The organism is Nostoc sp. LEGE 12454, assembly GCF_056620565.1.
Map to the genome: position 1 here is coordinate 1 of NZ_JBWQXL010000035.1, position 19,309 is coordinate 19,309.

The window sequence follows — 19,309 nt, forward strand, 5'->3', positions numbered from 1 at the left end:
TACAGGTAAAGGACGGTTACTAGTACCACTTTCACATCCTCAGACAGCCGAGACTTTATTGGAAATGGCAGTTGCGATCGCCAAAGATCGCAATTACGAAATAGAATGCCTACAAGTGATTATCGTTCCGTCTAGCCGCATCCCATCGGAAACACCAGTACAAATCAGCAAAAGTCTTCAACTTTTGCAACGGGCAATACTTTTAGGAGAGAATTCGCGGATTCCCGTTCACACCCAGATCCGAGTTGCCCATAATGTTGCTGGGGCAATTTTGGAGACTGTCAAAGAACGACATATTGATTTGGTGCTGATGGGATGGAAAGGCAGTACATCAACTCCTGGTAGAGTTTTTAGCCGAGTGGTGGATACCATAATTAGACAGGCAGGTTGTGATGTTATCTTGGCTAAATTAGATGATAAAAGATCCTTTGACCGTTGGTTGTTGCCAATGGCAGGCGGCCCTAACTCCAGCCAAGCAATTAAGTTATTACCAGCTCTTGCTTCTTTAAGTACATCACCACAAATCAAGCTATGTCAGGTTTTCCAGCCGACTAACTCGATTCCTGACACAACATTATTAGATAAATCTGTTCGCTTTCTGCAACGCCGAGTTAGCGGTAAAGTGATGGCTACTCCAGTTCGTGCCAGTTCTGTTTCTGATGCTGTTCTTAATTGTGCAAAACTTGACAACAGTGATGTGATTGTCTTGGGAGCTAGCCGTGAAAGTCTACTGCAACAAGCGATTCAAGGAAATATTGCCGAGAATATTTCTCGCAAGAGTAATTGTACGGTTATCATGGTCAAAACTTAATTAACGCGATGTGCGACTTATTCTTGAAACCCCACTTCCATTCCTCTCCCCGAAAGGTCGAGAGGCTTTGATTCTTGCTCGCCAACGCTAGTAGGGAAGGGGTTGGGGGTTAGGTCTGAGATAAAGTCCCACACGGCGTTAATTATATAGGCGCAACCCTACCCGTAGAGTATTACAAATGACGAATTACGAATTACGTTAGCACAGCGTTAGCGACGCAGGAGCGTCATTACGAATTACGAATTATCGGCAAGTATATAATAAAAGTTGCCCCTTGATTTGGTGTGCTGCTGGCGATAATACTGCCTTGATGAGCTTCAATAATCCGCTTAGAAATTGCTAACCCCAGACCATTGCCACTACCTTTGCGTGCGGGGTCTGTTGTATAAAATTGCTCAAATATTCTGGGTAAATCACCGTCTTTTATGCCTTTTCCCTGGTCTTGAATTTGAATAATAGCTTGTTTGCCTTGGCTGTATCCAGAAATAGATACTTGAGAATTGGCTGGTGAGTGCTTAATCGCATTATCCAACAAATTAAGGATCGCTTGTAATAGTCGCTCTGGATCGCCCTGAATTATTAGATTTCCCACGTTCACCTGTGTAGAAATTCTCAGAGTTCGCATTCGCGGTTCTAATGCATTAACAGCACGGTTAATCAATCCATCCAGCGAAATAGCTTGCTTTTCTAGTTCAGTAACTCCTGCTTCCAAACGTCCTAAATCCAGCAAGTCATGAATCAATCGTGATAAACGCTTGATTTCGCTTTCGATAGTTTGAAAAAAGCGATCGCGTAATTCTGGTTCTTCAGATGCTCCAGCTTTGAGTGCGTCTACTGTCACCTGAACGTTACTGATAGGGGTACGCAGTTCATGGGAGACATTGGCTAAAAACACCCGTCGCTCTTTGTCTAAGGAAGCTAACCGCTCACTCATCCGGTTGAGTTCAGTTGCCAATTGATCTAACTCATTGTTCTCATGGATGGTCAACTTATCGCCAAAATGACCGCCACCCAAGCGAATAGCAAAATTCTGCATAATCTCAATTGGTTTTGAAAGACTGCGAGCAAACCGACTGCTAATTAATGCACATAGTAGAATTGTTATTGCTAGGGTTCCCAAAATACTCCAAATTACCGTAGCAAACTGTTGCTGAAGCTGCTCCAAAGTCATAGACATTCGGATTATGCCCAACAATTGACCGTTACGCTCAATAGGTCTGGTAATATAGAGGCGATCGTCGTTTGATAAAACGCCTTTGGCGATTCCTTGTTTTACATGATTTTGTAGAGCTTCCCGTATTCCCGGAACCTGAAACCAATCCTTAACTTGGCTGTCTAACTTTGGGTCAGAAGTGGCTAATAAACTGCCTTGTTGACTAAAAACACGTAGTGTTACAGTTTGTGGTGCGCCATACCGTTGCACCAGTAAATTTACCTGTTTAATATCTTTTTCTTCTAGTGCATCTGCAACACTTTCGCTTAATGCACTCGTCCAGTTATCCAAATCTACTTGCCGCGATCGCATAAAATAATCATGGAACGACCAAAGGATATAACCTGCCATCAGTGACGTTCCAAAAGCTGTTAGCATCAGGTATGTGCCTAACAACTTGGCATAAATTGTATTTAATTTAATCCCAGGTATCCAGCCTCTCATGAAGGCTGCTCCCCAGAACGACGACGCAATACTGCTTTGATACGTGCTAGTAGTTCGCGGGTGTTAAAAGGCTTAGTAATATAATCATCTGCACCTGCTTCTAACCCCCAAATTTTATCAATATCCTCATCTTTAGCTGTGAGCATCACAATAGGTACATTGGAAAATGCCCGAATCCGCCAGCAAACTTCCATACCGTCAACTACTGGTAACATCAAGTCAAGCAAAATTATATCTGGTACTTGTTTGTGAAACTGTTTGATTGCACTATGTCCATCGGCGGCTGTAGTTACCGTGTAACCTTCTTTTTGTAGTGTATAGCTGAGACTGTCGCAAAGAGCCGCTTCATCATCTACAAGTAATACGTGTGGCATTGTTTATTCTCAATTATCGGGAGTTATTTATAATAATATTTTGTATTAACAGATATATTTGTAACATCTTCCTCTCGAAATTAATTTGTTAAATAGTAAGGATGAAAACCTTATCACCAAGAAGGTTTAAGTTTAATCATGACTGCTTAATTTACTCTTGATTATTACTGTTCCTTGTTGGGAAAATTTTATCGTAAAACTTGTTCCACCTCCTACTTCGCTATCTACATAAATTTCTCCATGATGTATTTCTAAACACTTTTTCACCACAGCAAGTCCTAGTCCACTGCCAACAATCTTGCCTACATTATTAGCACGATGAAAAGGCTCAAATAAATGCTCTTTAAATTCGCCAGGAATTCCTATCCCATTATCTTTAACTTGGAAAAATATTGCGGATGATTCACAACTAAGAATTAAGAAAATACTTCCCTCTGGAGGTGAATATTTAATTGCATTTGAGAGTAAGTTACTCAGAACAGAATAAAGTATATTTTCGTCTAATTTGGCATGAGTACAGTTACCTTGACTGATAAATTTAATAGTATGATGTTGTTGATTAGAAAATTGGAGGTCTTCGATCAAATTAATGCAAAATGCTTCCAAATCTATCAGTTCTGGATGAAATTCTAATTTCCCAGCTTCTGCCCTAGTCAAAGTTAAAATATCGGTTAGTAACTGGTTCATTGACCTAGCTGAAGATTGAATGCGATACAGATTTTTAAGTTTCTTCTCTTCCGTCCACTGCTGATTACTTTGAGCCAATAGTTGAGCCGACCCTAATATAATACTCAATGGTGTACGAAATTCATGGGATACCATTGAAAAAAAGCGTAACTTCAATTCGCTAAGTTCTTTTTCTTGAGCTAAAGTTTGTTGAATAGCTTCTGCTTCTTGGCGCTTCACTAATTGTTGATAAAGTAACGCATAAACTCCTAATAAAATGGCAAAACTCAAGAAAGTACCGAGGAATTCAATCAACATCCGGTTACGGATATTCTCTTGGGAATGTCTGACTGAGATTTGCAGTAACTGTTCCTCCCTAGCTTGCATTTGGGTAAGCGTTTCGCGGATTTGATTACGGTTTTGGTTACTTTGAGTAAGTAGAGGTGCTTGAATAGCAAAGCTTGATTTACCTACTTCTTTGAGGTTAATCGACTGTTTAGATAATTGAACTCTTTGAGCAATTAGGAATTTCAGCTTCGTTATTTGCTGCTGTTGATAAGAGTCATCAGCAAGTTGTTGCTGCAACTTTTTGACTTTGGCATCCAGGCTTTGCATTGCCTGATAGTAACGTTTGAGTTCTGATTGCTCTCTATAAAGAATATAACCCCTGCGTCCGGCTTCTGCATCGGTTAGTGTAGCGAAGATGTCAATAACATTTTTCATTACCTCATGTGTGTCCTTCACTTGATTGCTACTTGTAATTAACTGAGTAGCGTTCTGGTAAGAAATCATACTAGCTACACCCATTAATAATAAGCTCAAGCCAAAGCCAGAGGTTATCCATTTCCTTTCCAGCGACCATTTCATAGAAAAAATCAATTAATGGTTCAGAGTCCATATCTTATCCAAGACCTTACATCAAAGTAAAGATTTTTCCAATAAAAGCTTAGTTCAAAATTATTTTTCTTACTAACCGATTTTTACCCGATTTTTGCCCTTTATCTCCACAGCTATTTGTTAAAATGCTATTTAAAATAACTCCTTATGCAATTATGCATCACACTAACTTTTCTTCAAATAAATTTAAATGTTTATTTGGAGAAATTTTATTTTCTTTATATTTATATAGGTAAAACCAAAATTTAATAATTGAGGAAATCAAATTGCCGTGTCATCCTTTAAAACTTTTGTAGAGAAACAATCACAAGTTCAGACTTTACCTATTTCTGAGTTTTTGAAAAAAGTCGGTCAAGTAACTGGTGGCACACTCCTATCAATTACGATGCTATCAAGTTCTATATTAGCTGGAGGGTTAGTTGGTTTAGCCATTAGTTTCCGCGATCTGCCAGATGTTAGACAACTACGAAGCTTTATACCCTCAGAAACAACTTATATTTATGATATTAAAGGCAAGCTTTTAGCGCGTATACACGGGGAAGCTAATCGCCAAGTAGTGCCTTTAGATCAAATATCCCCAAATTTAAAACGGGCAGTATTAGCTAGTGAAGATAGTCGCTTTTATGAGCATCATGGTATTAATCCCGGTGGTATTGGACGTGCTGCATTAGTCAATTTTGCATCTGGAGAAGTCCGAGAGGGTGGTTCTACAATCACCATGCAGTTGGTGAAAAATATTTTCTTATCTCAAAAACGTGCTTTTACCCGAAAAATAGCAGAAGCAGTATTAGCAATTCGCTTAGAGCAAGTTCTTAGTAAAGATGAAATATTAGAAATGTACCTCAATCAAGTTTACTGGGGTCACAATAACTATGGTGTTCAAACAGCAGCACGCACCTACTTTAAAAAATCAGCACAAAATTTGACTTTGGGCGAATCAGCAATGATGTCCGGTTTGATTCAAGCTCCAGAAGAATTTAGCCCGTTTGTCAGCATGAAGTTGGCAAAACAAAAACAAAAAGAAGTATTGGGGCGAATGTTAGAACTGAATTGGATTAGCCAACAAGAGTATAATGATGCCCTCAAACAAAAAATTAAACTTGGTGAAATTAGGTCATTTCAAGGTAGCGCTTTGCCCTACGTTACCAACACAGTAGCTCAGGAATTAATTAAAAAGTTTGGGCGTGAAACATTGCTGAAAGGCGGAATGCATGTACAAACCACAGTTGATACTAGCTTCCAAATGATGGCAGAAAAAACTATTAAGAAGTGGCATCGAACCCTTGAACGTCAGGGATTAAATAATAACCAAATGGCTCTAGTGGCAATTGATCCTCGCACACATTTTGTTAAAGCATTAGTGGGTGGCGTAGATTCAAAAACTAGCGAATTTAATCGAGCAACTCAAGCCCACCGTCAGCCAGGATCTTCTTTTAAACCGTTTGTTTACTATACTGCTTTTGCTAGTGGTAAATTTACACCACGTACAACAATTCTAGATACTCCAGTTAGTTACCGTGACGGTAATGGTTGGTATTCTCCCCGAAACTACGATAATAGCTTTATGGGAGCAATACCAGTTCGCACTGCTCTGGCTCTGTCTCGTAATATTCCTGCAATCAAGATTGGCAAAGCTGTGGGTATGAATAAAGTTATTGAAACTTGCCGTACTTTGGGAATTATGAGTCCAATGTTACCTGTGAGTTCTTTACCGCTAGGTGCAATCGGTGTGACACCGTTAGAAATGGCTAGTGCTTATGCAACTATTGCTAATTACGGCTGGCGATCGCCTGCAACGATTATTGCCCGTGTTACTGACGGTAGTGGTAATGTGTTAATAGATAATACTCCTAAACCTCAGTTAGTGCTTAACCCTTGGGCATCAGCAGCAACTTTAGACGTGATGCAAACGGTAATTAAAGAAGGAACTGGTAGAGGTGCAGATATAGGTCGTCCAGTTGCGGGAAAGACGGGTACAACCTCCTCAGAGAAGGACATTTGGTTTATTGGTACTGTACCGCAGTTAACGACTGCCATCTGGGTAGGAAGGGACAACAACCGACAATTATCTAACCACGCGACAGGCGGAGGTATGGTTGCTCCTATTTGGCGTGATTTTATGCAGAAGGCACTTAAGGATGTACCAGTAGAAAAGTTTCAGCCACCTTCTAATTTTCCTCGTCCGAAATCAAATTGAAAATGTTCTAAGCTGAGAGGATTTAATTTTTCCAGATGAAAACCTCACAGCAAGTCTTTCAGGCTCCAAAAAGTATAATTTAGAGCGCCACATATTATATCTAGGGCGTGTCATCAATTAGATAAACTGGAATCAGGGATTCTTAGGATAAGCCAAATGGTGCAATTTATTTAGCTGCTTCTGTTATCTGCTTAAATTGATGACACGCTCTAGTCCATCAGAAGCGGCAGTTGATAGTCAACCAGTGGAAGCAGCAACGATGATTTCCATCGATGTAGGCTATAATAGCATCAAAAAAATATATGGACGCAAACAACATCTGAGTGTAAGCAAGGAAGTTACCCTCCTCACCCAGAAGCTACTACTGTCTTGCTGCTTAAGTGCCGCATCGCTAGATCACCAATTAATTAAGAACTTTATACCTCATTGCTTCACTACTAGGTATTCTCAACTTTTGATAAATGCCACTCAGTTGAACACGTTCTGGTGGTTGATGGAAGGTTGCACAGCATCTTTGCACTGCCGCTTGATATTCCCGCCATTGCTTACGAATGGCTATACTAGTGACATCATTACCTAAGTCTTCAAATTTTAGCCCAGCCCGACTAAGCCAAATTTCCACGTCAGTTGTTTCACCAAAAGGTTCGGAAAAAAGATTATTGTTAAACATTGTTACAATATTTACCTTTTTATATATAGTACATAAGTTCTCTTTGTTGACGTTTAGACCGTCTTTCCCAAAGGTCTTGGAGTGAATGCTTTTGGAAAACGAAGTTAGCTGCTTGACAGGCTTCTTGCCAAACTTCCTCCACTATGCCCGATTCCATAGTTTCAATAGTTGTATTGTTGGCAGGTGCATCAATCTCTACTCTCTCTATGGCAGTCAAAACATCTAAAACTGTGATTTTTCGGGGGTCACGTGCTAAGATGTAGCCGCCCTTAGCGCCACGTATGCTATTAATTAAACCTTGACATCTTAATGTTGCCAGTAGTTGTTCTAAGTAGCGATTTTGTATACCTTTTAGCTCTGCTATTTGTTTAATTTGCATTGGATCGCCATTCTGGTAGGAATCTACCAATGCCAACATCGCTAGAAGTGAGTATTCAAATTTATTTGGTAGTCTCATCAGGCTAGATACTATACAAGCTTTTAAACTTGTAATTCTATCTAAACTCTAAAGTAATAAAGTAATACGAGCTATTTTGATTTTTTTTCAAAAAGATAAACAAGAATGATTGACAAAATAGTAATTTCAAGGTATGTATGCAAGTTTTCAACTTCTAACACTGTTCTAATAAACTCTTGAGGCTATTAAAGAAAGTATTGTACTAACTATTATTTTTTCCTTGTACCCTTCGCCTTCTGCTCCCTTGGCTCCAACAGCTTGTCATAAGAGAGACAGGAGTATGTATTCTTTGTACAAGAGTAACATAAGTAATACTAAGCCAACTTAGACCTATCTAAGAATTTTATCCAATGAGACTGTAAATCAGCCCAGCCAGTACAATTAGAGTCACAATTACATAGGTATAATCTTTGAGTCGAACAAAGGCTAACAGAGAAAAAACCACTCTCATAACTGGAGTAGCAATCAGTAGCAGTAATCCTAGTTGAATAATGCCTCGGTTACGACCTGATAATATTGATGTTTTTACCCCAGCTGGAGTGCGAAACTCTGCTGGTTCTCCCCGAAAAAACTGGTAATTAGGAACCTCAGTCCCGTGGCGAATTAAGTACAAAATTCCACCCGTTAGAACCAGAACGCTAGCAAGGATGACCCCGACTCTTAACAGATTGCCAATAAATTGCTCAAAACGCTGCTCAAACTTAGTACGTCTGTTTAGAACCATTTTAAAGCCTCCCAGTTAGACCTTTGTAGATCATTTCCAGCGCCAGTACCAAAATCACACCACTGAAAATATTTCGCAAAAGTTGTACCCTGGCTCTGACAAGTACTCGCGCCCCCAATACAGCACCACACAGTACTCCCAACATCACTGGCATTGCTAATCCGGGGTCGATATAACCTCGGTTTAGATATATTCCTGCACTAGCTGCTGCTGTTACTCCAATCATGAAATTGCTGGTAGTTGTGGAAACTTTGAATGGAATATGCATTATTTGATCCATTGCCAGCACTTTGAGCGCTCCCGAACCAATACCTAGCAAGCCGGAAAGTACACCAGCTATAAACATTAGCCCAAATCCAAAGGGAACACCGCGCACGTTGTAAGATTGTTCTCCCGTAGAAGTTGGATAAGTACTATTTAGCTTCAAGCGTGTTGCCAGGGGATCTGGCGGTAAATTATCGATGTTTTCGGAGTAGGGTTTACGAGATAGGTACGCACTATAAAGTAAAACAATCCCAAACACAATAGCGATCGCTCCAGTAGAAATCTTCGCTGCCACAACCGCTCCAGCTACAGCGCCAAAGGTTGTTGCTATTTCTAGGAACATGCCTAGCCGCATATTAGTGTAACCTTCCTTTACATAAGCAGAAGCTGCTCCACTAGATGTAGCAATTACAGATACTAAGGAAGCACCAATAGCATAGTGGAGATCCACTCTACAAACTACAGATAGAAAAGGAACAATTACTACGCCACCACCCAAGCCTGTCAAGGCTCCTAAAAATCCAGCGCTCAAGGAGCCAAACCATACTAATAGCGAAAAATCCAGAGTATTCAAGGTTTATTCTCCACTATTTGGTTTTATGGGTTAATACACCAATTAGTTTCACACTGGTTAGTTGGTTTTACTTTATATTTTTTCATTTATAAAAACAAATATTTTTTCTTATTAATTCAATAAAACTTTTTAATTATATTGTATATATAAGCATTGAAAAACTGTCAAAATTACAAATTGTCTATAGTCTATTCCGCTAAATTTTGATCAAATTGATTAAACAGATATTTAACCAGCTAAACTACTGTAAAGCCAGCCAAATATAGTAGTTTTGTGAACGTCACATTTATGCCATAACTTGGTCATAACTTGGTCATAACTATGTCACAGATGACTGTTATCTTGTGGATGTTTTCTTAACAGATATTCTCTACATTCGATCAAATATGCTCTTTTTTATAGTCTTAAGTACAGTTTGCAGTAAAGCTGGTGAAGTAAATCTAAGTAAAAGTTTCTGACTGTTGGCATCTTATTGAATTGATGAGGCTGATTCATAAGAATTGACTAGTCGAATTATAAGACGGAAGAATTTAGCATAGCAAATCACGTAATCCCATATTAGAGAGGAATAAATTATGCTTGAGTTATTAGGTTCAGGCTTAGTAACGCTGTGGCTACAAAAAGCTGGAATCCAAATCAATTATTTAGATGCTTTAGATGCACTAGCTTGGCAAATTAGTCCTAGCTTGGTTCTTGCCTCAGATCCGAATCCATCTGGAAACACTACAGTGCAAGAATATCTCAAGGAGCTAATCACATCAAAACTGATAGCACAGAATTTGAAAGAAAACCAAGGGATTTGGATACAGTCGGGGCCAATGCTTATGGCTAATCACCAAGGTACAACACCTCTGCCAGCTGCCTCTTTAACCAAAATTGCTACCTCATTAGTTGCTTTCAAAACCTGGGGGCCAGACCACCAATTTGAGACTTTGGTAAGCGCTACTGGCCCGGTAGTAAATGGGGTTTTGCAGGGCGATTTAATAATTACTGGCGGTGGCGATCCGATGTTTGTGTGGGAAGAAGCGATCGCTCTTGGTAATACTCTCAACCAAATGGGCATTAAACAGGTGAAGGGTAATTTAGTAATTAGTGGTAACTTCGCCATGAATTTCCAGCGTTATCCATTCTTGGCAGGTCAAATGCTTAAACAAGCACTAAATTATGCTAAATGGAATCGCTCTGTTATTTTCCACTACTCAACTATGCCCAAGGGAACACCAAAACCACAAGTCATAATTGCGGGTACTGTTAAAGTAGATTTACAATCGACTCCCCAACAAAATTTGTTAGTGCGTCACCGGTCTTTGCCTTTACAACAACTTATCAAGGAGATGAACGTTTTCAGTAACAATGATATGGCAGAGATGCTAGCAGAGTCAGTGGGAGGGTTTAGTGTAGTCCAATCAACAGCCGCTAATATTGCTGGAGTACCACAGTCAGAAATTCAATTAATCAATGGTTCTGGACTAGGCCCAGAAAATCGCATTTCCCCTAGAGCAATTTGTGCAATGTTCATGGCGCTAGAGCGGGAAGCAGTCGCTCATCAGATGAATTTGGCTGACTTATTTCTCACTTCCGGGTTGGATCATCGGGGGACAATTCACCGCAGACATATTCCTGTTGCGACTGTAATTAAAACTGGGACATTGCATGATGTCAGTAGTTTAGCTGGTGTGATGCCTACACGCGATCGCGGTTTGGTCTGGTTTGCAATTCTGAACCGTGGCACAAACCCAGCAGGTTTCCGTTCTGAGCAAGATAAACTGTTGCAAAATTTGATCAAACAGTTGCAACTACCTCAAGTAGTTCCTAGTATCCTAACTCCCCACTTAGCGATGAACTCTTTACCTCAAATCGGTGTAGACAGTCGGAATGAAATTTTATTTAGAAACTAGCCTTTTCAAAAACTAAAGCTGGAGTATGAGTCTGAACTAAGCTTTCAAGGTATAATCTAACAATAAATAATCAAGAATGTAAACGCTTTTAGTACTAAGTACAGGGTAAAAATAATTGATTATTAATTTTTAATATGGTAGATGCATTTATATCGAATTCTTATAAAAATGTCATAGCTTATTCATAACAATGACAAATTTTTATCAAATATTTTTTCTAGCCTAGAGAAAGTAAATATTTTAATCTTTTGTAGCAAATCAAGGATTTTCAAAGCTATGGATAACATTTTACTTTGTCTAATTTTGGGACTAATTGCAGGAATAGTAAGCGGAATAACTGGAATTGGCGGCGGCATAATTATTCTGCCTGCCTTAATTTTTCTGTTTGGCTTATCTCAACACCAAGCTCAGGGTACAACATTAGCTTTGCTTGTTCCTCCGATTGATATTTTGGCTGCTTGGACTTACTACAAGCAAGGATATGTAGACTTTAAAATAGCAGGATTGCTCTGCTTGGGTTTTGTATTAGGTGGATGGCTGGGTGCTAAAATAGGAACAGGATTATCTAATGTGATATTGGCGAGAATATTTGGAGTTTTACTGCTTGTTAGTGCTATCAGAGTACTGTTTACAAATGTAGGCGATTCCACTTTATAACTCAGTAATTTTGTTCAAGAACATCACAAAATACATCTTATTTACTCCTTGTCATCGTCAGATTTAGGGATTCTTACTTATAAAAGTTGTTCCCCTGTCTAACTCACTTTATTATAATAAACCTGATTGGAAAGTTATTTTTCTAAAAAAATATAGTATTATCTATTTTTTAATATAGAAATATTATCACAATGCGTATTTTGGTAGTCGAAGATGATGTTCAGCTAGCAGAGATGCTGATGGAAGCCCTAACTGACCGTCAATATGTGGTAGATATAGCCCAAGATGGAGAGGAAGCATGGGATTGCATCAAAGTGTTGGAATATGATTTGGTGGTACTAGATATTACTTTGCCCAAGTTAGATGGTGTAAGTTTTTGTCAACGGTTGCGATCGCCTATGGTGGGGCATAGCCCATCGCCTACATCAGGGCGCAGCTCATCGCGCAATAACACAATACCTGTACTCATGTTAACAGCACGCGATACCCTTGGTGACAAAATTACTGGTTTGGATGCTGGGGCAGATGATTATATGGTCAAACCTTTTGAAATGCCAGAGTTAATGGCTCGTGTTCGCGCCCTATTGCGCCGCAATAGTGCCGCAACATCTTCTTCAGATTTTGGTTGGGGTAGTTTGCGTTTAAATTCCAGCACTTATGAAGTCACTTATGCTGACCAGCCTTTACATCTAACACCTAAAGAATTTGCTCTTTTAGAACTAATGGTTTCTAGCGGTCGGCGGGTGCTAAGTCGAGCCGGAATTATTGAGCGCATTTGGTCACTTGATGACCCTCCGAGCGAAGAAACTGTTAAGTCTCACATTAAAAGTTTACGGTATAAACTTAAAGACGTAGGTGCTGCCGATGATTTTATTGAGACAGTTCATGGACTAGGCTATCGCTTAAAGCAGCTTTAGAAAACTAACCGATTTCTACCTTATATTTGCCCCTTATCTCCACAACTGATTGTTATACTTCAATTACATTACTGAAATTAACCTCTTCTTTTACACTAGAACACTATTATTCTCCAAATCTATTTAATTATTGATTTGGAGAATTTTAATTTTTATTTAACTAAACTAAAAAATACATAATTACCCTATTTTTAGATATTTCTATTTTGAAATATTTGGATGGCTGAGAATAAGTTTCACCACAATACTTCTCGATGAAGTATTTTTAACTAGAAATTGGGTTTGGGGTAAAGGGTTAAAGGTTTTTTCTTTCTCTTTCCCCCTTAACCGAGAAGTATTGAGTGCTACCATAGTGTCAAACTTATATTGAATTTTCAGTTTTATGAAGTTCTATTTGCTATAGGTAACGCGACGTAATCGCCGCGTTTAGTTAAAATTTAACTATTAGATATTTGATATTTTCAAATGAGATAGAAATTAATTTAAATAACATTTTTTTATTAGTAACCGATTTCTCACCGATTTCTCACCGATATTTCAACTTCTAAAATGTAACATCTTGGAACGAAAGTATTTTGGTAAGTTTCTTTCAGTTTTAAGGAAATTTTTATGCCCCATTTTTCAATAAATATTTCCAATATTGTTATTACCAATAAAGAGCATCGCAAGCTTAGAGGTTATGCAGGAGATAATCAAATATCAATTCATCAAGCAATACGGTTATTAATTGATTCTCTTCCAGAATGCTCTCAAAATAATAAGGAATTAAGTAGAAGCCATTCGGTTATGTTTCCTAGAAGATTTTTACACGTTTCTTTTGATGATAGGTAACTTAATAAATAATTTTTTCTCCAAGTTACCTAGCTGTGAATTTTTGTACCACATACCATAGTGAATTTTGATTATGAATACTCTTACTTTTTTAAATTTAGTTAAATCTCTAGAAAATTCTGCTTCAGAAATGCCAAATTATCAACCCATTTATGCCCTAATTTCAGTTCATGGCGACCCAACAGCTGAAATTGGTAAAGAAGGGGCAGGTGGTCAAAATGTCTATGTGCGAGAATTGGGATTAGCATTAGCAAAACGCGGCTGTCAGGTTGATATGTTTACCCGACGCGAATACCCCGACCAAGAAGAAATTGTGGAATTAGCACCAGGGTGTCGCACTATTCGTTTAAATGCTGGGCCAGCAGAATTCATTACTAGAAACGATTTATTTGAATATTTACCAGAATTTGTAGAAGCCTGGCTGAATTTTCAACAACGAACAGGGCGCAGCTATGCCTTGATTCACACTAACTATTGGCTTTCTGCTTGGGTAGGATTGGAACTTAAATCTCGATTGGGACTACCTCAAGTTCATACCTATCATTCTATAGGGGCAGTTAAATACGGTAATGTGGAAAATCCACCGCAGATTGCTGCAATTCGTAATTGTGTGGAGAGGGCAATTTTAGAACAAGCAGATTATGTAATATCGACTAGCCCTCAAGAAGCGGAAGATTTACGTCAGTTAATTTCGCAACATGGTCGTATTAAAGTCATTCCCTGCGGGATTAATACTCAACACTTTGGTTCTGTAAGTAAAGAAGTTGCTCGCCAACAGTTGGGAATTGATGCAGATTCTCAGATAATCTTGTATGTAGGACGTTTTGACCCCCGCAAGGGAGTTGAAACCCTAGTAAGAGCTTGCGCCAATTTGCCTTCAGGATTTCAACTCTATCTAGTTGGTGGTTGCCGTGAAGATGGTGCAGACTTCAAAGAACAACAACGCATTGAAACTTTAGTGAATGACCTGGGATTGGAAGCAGTTACAGTTTTCACTGGACGAATTTCTCAAGCGCTGTTACCTGCTTACTATGCCGCAGGGGATATCTGCGTTGTACCGAGTTACTACGAACCTTTTGGTTTAGTGGCGATTGAAGCAATGGCAGCTGGAACACCCGTAATTGCGAGTAATGTGGGAGGATTGCAGCATACGGTGGTGCATGGTGAAACCGGATTTTTAGTTCCTCCTCGTGATTGTAAAGCATTGGCGATCGCTATTCACAGTTTATTACAAAACCCAACTCTCAAAGAAAGCTATGGCAATGCTGCACAAAATTGGGTTCAGTCTCGTTTTAGCACTCAGGGAGTTGCCGCCCAAGTTCACGAACTCTATCAATCTTTAACACTTGATACATTTGTTCAAGAAATTATTCAAACTAAAAAGTTAACTCCAGATTTAGAAAGACAAATCCAAAATTTATTGAAGTCAAAAGTTTTGAAATCCAACGAAATTAAAGCTCTAGAAAAATTAATTGACTCTTTTTCTAATGACATTGTGCAGTGGGCAACCAGTTAAATGATATCGTGTCCGCTTAAAGAGCGCAGTTGTTCCTGGGAGCAGGCTTGCTGTAACTTGTACCGAGCGGAGCCTAACAAGAGCAGAGGGAAAGAGATTTATCAATACTGTACTATTTTAGTGAAAACAAACAAAGATGAAACTGCTTTTGGTGATTGAATTAGATAATACCTTGGTTGGGAACAATCGAGCTATTGCCGCTTTAAACCAAAGGCTAGAAGCTATACGCAATCAGATTTACTTAGTCTATGTTACCGGACGCTCTTATGCTTCTAGTCGTCGGGTGATAACAAAAGCACAGCTTTTGAAACCCGATTATTTAATCGCTAGTGTAGGTACTGAAATTTATCAACAAGGTGTGCTTTTAGAAAAGGATTGGGCAAATCAAATCTCAAAAGATTGGGATTGGGATGCAGTTTGGACAATTGCTAGCTACTTTCCGGCACTGATACCTCAACCCGACAGCGAACAAACTCCCTATAAATTAAGCTTTTGCCTAGATATGGATGCGCCGCTTGAGGTTATCCATGATTTGCAGGATTTGTTAACTTTTACTGGATTGCAGTCTGAGGTGATTTTTAGCAATGGGCGGGACGTTGATATCATACCCAAGAACAGTAACAAAGGTGAAGCAACTGCATATCTGCAAGAATTGCTGCAAGCGCAATTAGATGCAACCGTTATCTGTGGAGGTTCTGGAAATGACATCAGTTTATTTCAACAGCCATCAGCTGGGATTATCGTTGGTAATGCCCAAACGGAACTTTTGTGGTGGTATTACAAGACGCATTACCCTTGGCACTTTTTAGCTCACTACCCTGGTGCTGCGGGTATTCTTGAAGGATTGATTTATTTTAATATTTTGCCATTCCCTAATAGTTGGAAGGCGATGGGCTACGCCCCACCATAGATGATATCGCAACCCATTTCTAATGAGCTCTATCCCCGAATTTCTCACTCATAGGGTGGGAGGTGTGGGGAGTGTGGGGAGTGTGGGGAGTGTGGGAGGTGTGGGAATTTAGTCAAGTAACCAATCATCTGGATGGGTAATCATTTTGACTAACCCACTAAGGACTTGATTGTAAGGAGCGTAGAGTTCTCTTCCTTGTTCGACCGTAAGATATTGACATTTCACAGCAAACTTTAACCAAACTTGAGTTTCTGCTGCCTCTGCCTGTCTACGACACGCTCCGCGAACACAATCATTCAGTTTAGCGACAAAAGCGGCTTTATATCGCCGTTTTCTCCAAGCCTCTGCCATATTTGCACAGACAGAGCGAGATAGCGAAGCGGTAGCGAGTCTTCGAGCGTCGGAGCGACGAATTTGGTCAGTTAATGAATATTTTTCTTCAACTGGAAACTTTTTAGAATATTCAAAAATTTGCATTGCCGTCTCAAATGCTAATTGATAAATGGCTAAATCCTCATGAGTTCTAAAATACTTTTTCCCTTTTTCTTCCATATTCTTTAATTTCGACCGCTTCATTCTTCATCTTCCCACACCTCCCACACCCCCTGAATTTATCACTTGTGAGAAGTGCAGGTATTGCACTTTGGAAATCCAGGAGTAGCCTTAGCTAATATCTAAAGTTTAGGATAGGCAATCCGTTGGTGATGAAATTGCTGCCAAACCTGGACAAAAATATGAGCAATTTGAGACATCTCTGCCCGTGTTAACCCTGAATCTACCAACTGATTATCCTGCCAACGTGCTTTCAGGATTTTATTTACCATTGCCAGTGCTGCTTCTGGGGTTGCGTCTTTGAGGGAGCGTAATGCCGCCTCACAAGCATCAGCCAATATAGCAATCCCCGTTTCTTTGGATTGGGGAATGGGGCCGTCGTAGCGGAAATCTGATTCGTGTAAAACTTTTTCAGGATTTTGTTGCTGTGCTTGTTGGTAGAAATATGCAATTAAAATGGTTCCTTGATGTTCGGGAATAAATGCCTGAATAGCGCTCGGTAGCTTGTGTTGACGAGCCATTACCAACCCTTCGCTCACATGCTTTTTGATAATTTCGGCACTTTTCCAGGGATCGTTAATCACATCGTGTTTATTAATACCTCCCATTTGATTTTCAATAAATCCTAGAGGGTCATGCATTTTACCAATGTCATGATAGAGAACCCCAGCCCTAACCAGTTCCACATTACAATTTAATGCTCGTGCCGCAGCTTCTGCTAGAGTAGCGACAAACAGTGTGTGCTGGAAGGTTCCAGGAGCTTCATTAGCTAGGCGTTTTAATAAAGGTCGGTTGGGATTGGACAATTCAGCCAGACGAATAGGCGTGACTAGATCGAATAAAGCTTCTAGGTAGGGGCTTAAACCTAGTGCTAAGATGCTCCAAACTAACCCTGCTAAACCGTTGAGGACTGCTGCACCCAGCACAGCATACCAAAGGGGTGCGATCGCAGTGTTGACCAACAAATAAACTACTCCCTGCGTCAACCCAATTAAGATTCCCAAGGTAGCTAATTCCTCTCGCGTTCGCAGTGCTTCTCTACCAGGGAATCGCCATTGTCCCGCCATCAATCCGCCAAGAATTCCGCCAGCTGCACTAGGTACTAAATAATGCCAGCTAAGTTCCGTTCCCATTGAGAGCAATATCGTTAGTAACCCCATAACAGTACCTCCGATCGCAGTACCGTAGAAGCTACCAAGAAGCAAACCAATAGCAGGTAAGCCTGTAAATGATTTGGTCAAGATTATTAGCAACGGCGCACTGAGAGTAAGGAGCAGTATCAAGAGATAATCGCTTCGTCGTAATTTGGCGTAAATCCTTCGTTCTACCAATTTGAAAACAGCCACAGCCAATCCCACCATCCCACTAAAACGAATCAGATGCAGCCAATCGATTCCGCGTTGACTCAAGTGAAAGTGGTCTAATAGAACAAAATCAGCCTGGGTAATTTTTGCTCCAGCCTGAACGATAACTTCACCTTTTTGAATGCTGACGATCGCCGGTTCTACTGCTTCGGCTGCTTGTTCTGCAATCAGCTTGGTTTGCTCAATATCTTTAATTAGATTAGGTGCGATCGCCTCTGATAGCAATCGGCTGGCTAAAGGTTGTGCTGTTTCTGGCACAGAAACACTCACCTGCATCCCGATTGCAGAGTTCAGGTTAGCCTTGGATAGCCCTGGATAAATGCCCTGTGCTAACATTCGGTCTAAAGTTTGACGCACTTGGATTTGAGTTTTTTGCCAATCTGTATCAGACAGGTTTAAGAAAGTGGCATCGTAAAGGGTTTCGGGTTGGGCATAGACGCTTTGCGTGTTGTCTTTAGACATCGCGCTCAGGGCTTTTAGGCTGATATTATAGCGCTGACGAGCTTGGGCGATCGCTTTTAATAGTTGAGCAAAAGCCTGGGAGGAGTTAGACTCTCGGTAAGTTCGCAGTTTTTTCACTGCTAGCTGCTGGGCAGAATTTAAACCAGTCAGATTGCTATTTTTATCCAAACCTCGTAATACTTGCTGCCATTGAGGTTCTGGTGCTTGTCGCAGGTAAGTTTGTGTAGCAGTGGACAACACCGAAGTCTTAACAAAGGGAAAATTGCCCAAATTTTCGCGGATTTGATTGCCTTTTGTGAATAATTGCTGGAGATTTTGATGGATTTGCTCATTAATTACTGGATCGTCAACCCAGACTGCTGAAGCACCGCTACGAGCCTCCCTGCGTCTTTCTTCTGTTGTTTTTACATCTTCAACATTGGCTGAACTTGGTGCGGTAAGTGTTTGAGGAGCTATCTTATCTACATCCAGCTTTGGTTGGTTATAAAAACGGTAGCCTAGTCCACTGGAGAGAGATAGTACGACAAACAAAAACATCCCAGCAGAATAGAGACGGTTTTTTAGATGCGATCGCTTACTCTTAGGTCTAGTTTGCCTGTAATCCCTACGAAATAAACTCAAACATCACCCCCAAAAACTACACCACTATAGTGCTTGTTCATTATAATTGGGCAATTATCGATATCAGTGACCAATCTATTTTATCTACAACAAAACTTACTTTACATTCCTCCCCTATCTAACTCACTACCCTACTACCGCAGGTATTTTTAATATTTTGCCATTCCCCCACAGTTGGCGATAGGCTACGCCCCAGGATAGGCGATGGTGCAACCATTCTTTTAGGATGGTTGGACAACAGCACCCGCATAGCGATCGCAATCTATTCAAAATTAACTTTGAATGTTAAT

At 40.0% G+C, this 19,309-nt stretch carries 17 protein-coding genes; 8 read left to right on the forward strand and 9 right to left on the reverse strand.

Annotated features, from left to right (window positions below):
- Positions 1-811 (forward strand): universal stress protein (locus AC1F2U_RS25930; protein WP_480263710.1); only part of this gene is annotated, 811 nt, incomplete at its 5' end.
- 229 nt (positions 812-1,040) lie between these two features.
- Here AC1F2U_RS25930 and AC1F2U_RS25935 read toward each other — a convergent pair.
- The 3 genes from AC1F2U_RS25935 to AC1F2U_RS25945 form a co-directional block, all read right to left on the reverse strand.
- The gene (locus AC1F2U_RS25935) at positions 1,041-2,468 is read right to left on the reverse strand and encodes a sensor histidine kinase (RefSeq protein WP_480263711.1); all 1,428 of its coding nucleotides are present in this window, start codon (positions 2,466-2,468) and stop codon (positions 1,041-1,043) included.
- Positions 2,465-2,842, reverse strand: coding sequence for a response regulator transcription factor (locus tag AC1F2U_RS25940; RefSeq protein ID WP_480263712.1), 378 nt, complete (start codon positions 2,840-2,842; stop codon positions 2,465-2,467). The genes AC1F2U_RS25935 and AC1F2U_RS25940 overlap by 4 nt, the downstream gene beginning before the upstream one ends.
- A gap of 132 nt (positions 2,843-2,974) precedes the next feature.
- A complete protein-coding gene (locus AC1F2U_RS25945; RefSeq protein ID WP_480263713.1) occupies positions 2,975-4,375 on the reverse strand; it encodes a sensor histidine kinase in 1,401 nt (466 codons plus the stop codon).
- Between the two features lie 301 nt (positions 4,376-4,676).
- Here AC1F2U_RS25945 and AC1F2U_RS25950 point away from each other — a divergent pair, with 301 nt between their 5' ends.
- Positions 4,677-6,602 carry a transglycosylase domain-containing protein gene (locus tag AC1F2U_RS25950; RefSeq protein ID WP_480263714.1) on the forward strand — a complete coding sequence of 642 codons (1,926 nt, stop codon included), beginning with the start codon at positions 4,677-4,679 and terminating at the stop codon, positions 6,600-6,602.
- A gap of 403 nt (positions 6,603-7,005) precedes the next feature.
- Here AC1F2U_RS25950 and AC1F2U_RS25955 read toward each other — a convergent pair whose 3' ends face one another.
- The 4 genes from AC1F2U_RS25955 to AC1F2U_RS25970 form a co-directional block, all read right to left on the reverse strand.
- Positions 7,006-7,272: a type III secretion system chaperone family protein gene (locus AC1F2U_RS25955; protein ID WP_094351979.1), complete on the reverse strand. Its 267-nt coding sequence runs from the start codon at positions 7,270-7,272 to the stop codon at positions 7,006-7,008.
- A 19-nt stretch (positions 7,273-7,291) separates the two neighbouring features.
- The gene (locus AC1F2U_RS25960; protein WP_334700543.1) at positions 7,292-7,729 is read right to left on the reverse strand and encodes an RrF2 family transcriptional regulator; all 438 of its coding nucleotides are present in this window, start codon (positions 7,727-7,729) and stop codon (positions 7,292-7,294) included.
- 343 nt (positions 7,730-8,072) lie between these two features.
- Positions 8,073-8,453: a DUF1634 domain-containing protein gene (locus AC1F2U_RS25965; protein WP_094351977.1), complete on the reverse strand. Its 381-nt coding sequence runs from the start codon at positions 8,451-8,453 to the stop codon at positions 8,073-8,075.
- A gap of 1 nt (position 8,454) precedes the next feature.
- On the reverse strand, positions 8,455-9,291 hold the full coding sequence (locus AC1F2U_RS25970) for a sulfite exporter TauE/SafE family protein (protein ID WP_094351976.1): 837 nt from the start codon (positions 9,289-9,291) through the stop codon (positions 8,455-8,457).
- 575 nt (positions 9,292-9,866) lie between these two features.
- Between AC1F2U_RS25970 and AC1F2U_RS25975 the strand changes: the two genes are divergently transcribed.
- The 6 genes from AC1F2U_RS25975 (at position 9,867) to AC1F2U_RS26000 (ending at position 16,020) form a co-directional block, all read left to right on the forward strand.
- On the forward strand, positions 9,867-11,189 hold the full coding sequence (locus tag AC1F2U_RS25975; RefSeq protein ID WP_334700542.1) for a D-alanyl-D-alanine carboxypeptidase: 1,323 nt from the start codon (positions 9,867-9,869) through the stop codon (positions 11,187-11,189).
- A gap of 276 nt (positions 11,190-11,465) precedes the next feature.
- A complete protein-coding gene (locus AC1F2U_RS25980) occupies positions 11,466-11,846 on the forward strand; it encodes a sulfite exporter TauE/SafE family protein (protein ID WP_094351974.1) in 381 nt (126 codons plus the stop codon).
- A 191-nt stretch (positions 11,847-12,037) separates the two neighbouring features.
- Positions 12,038-12,763, forward strand: coding sequence for a response regulator transcription factor (locus AC1F2U_RS25985; protein WP_094351973.1), 726 nt, complete (start codon positions 12,038-12,040; stop codon positions 12,761-12,763).
- 609 nt (positions 12,764-13,372) lie between these two features.
- Positions 13,373-13,594 (forward strand): hypothetical protein, encoded by a 222-nt coding sequence (locus tag AC1F2U_RS25990; protein WP_480263715.1) that lies wholly within the window; start codon positions 13,373-13,375, stop codon positions 13,592-13,594.
- A gap of 130 nt (positions 13,595-13,724) precedes the next feature.
- Positions 13,725-15,110 carry a glycosyltransferase gene (locus tag AC1F2U_RS25995; RefSeq protein WP_480263757.1) on the forward strand — a complete coding sequence of 462 codons (1,386 nt, stop codon included), beginning with the start codon at positions 13,725-13,727 and terminating at the stop codon, positions 15,108-15,110.
- A gap of 136 nt (positions 15,111-15,246) precedes the next feature.
- The gene (locus AC1F2U_RS26000) at positions 15,247-16,020 is read left to right on the forward strand and encodes a sucrose-phosphate phosphatase (RefSeq protein ID WP_480263716.1); all 774 of its coding nucleotides are present in this window, start codon (positions 15,247-15,249) and stop codon (positions 16,018-16,020) included.
- Positions 16,021-16,128: 108 nt separating this feature from the next.
- Here the strand turns inward: AC1F2U_RS26000 and AC1F2U_RS26005 are convergent, their stop codons facing one another.
- The gene (locus AC1F2U_RS26005) at positions 16,129-16,596 is read right to left on the reverse strand and encodes a four helix bundle protein (RefSeq protein ID WP_480263718.1); all 468 of its coding nucleotides are present in this window, start codon (positions 16,594-16,596) and stop codon (positions 16,129-16,131) included.
- Between the two features lie 98 nt (positions 16,597-16,694).
- The gene (locus AC1F2U_RS26010) at positions 16,695-18,935 is read right to left on the reverse strand and encodes an HD family phosphohydrolase (protein ID WP_480263758.1); all 2,241 of its coding nucleotides are present in this window, start codon (positions 18,933-18,935) and stop codon (positions 16,695-16,697) included.
- Positions 18,936-19,309 lie beyond the last annotated feature (374 nt).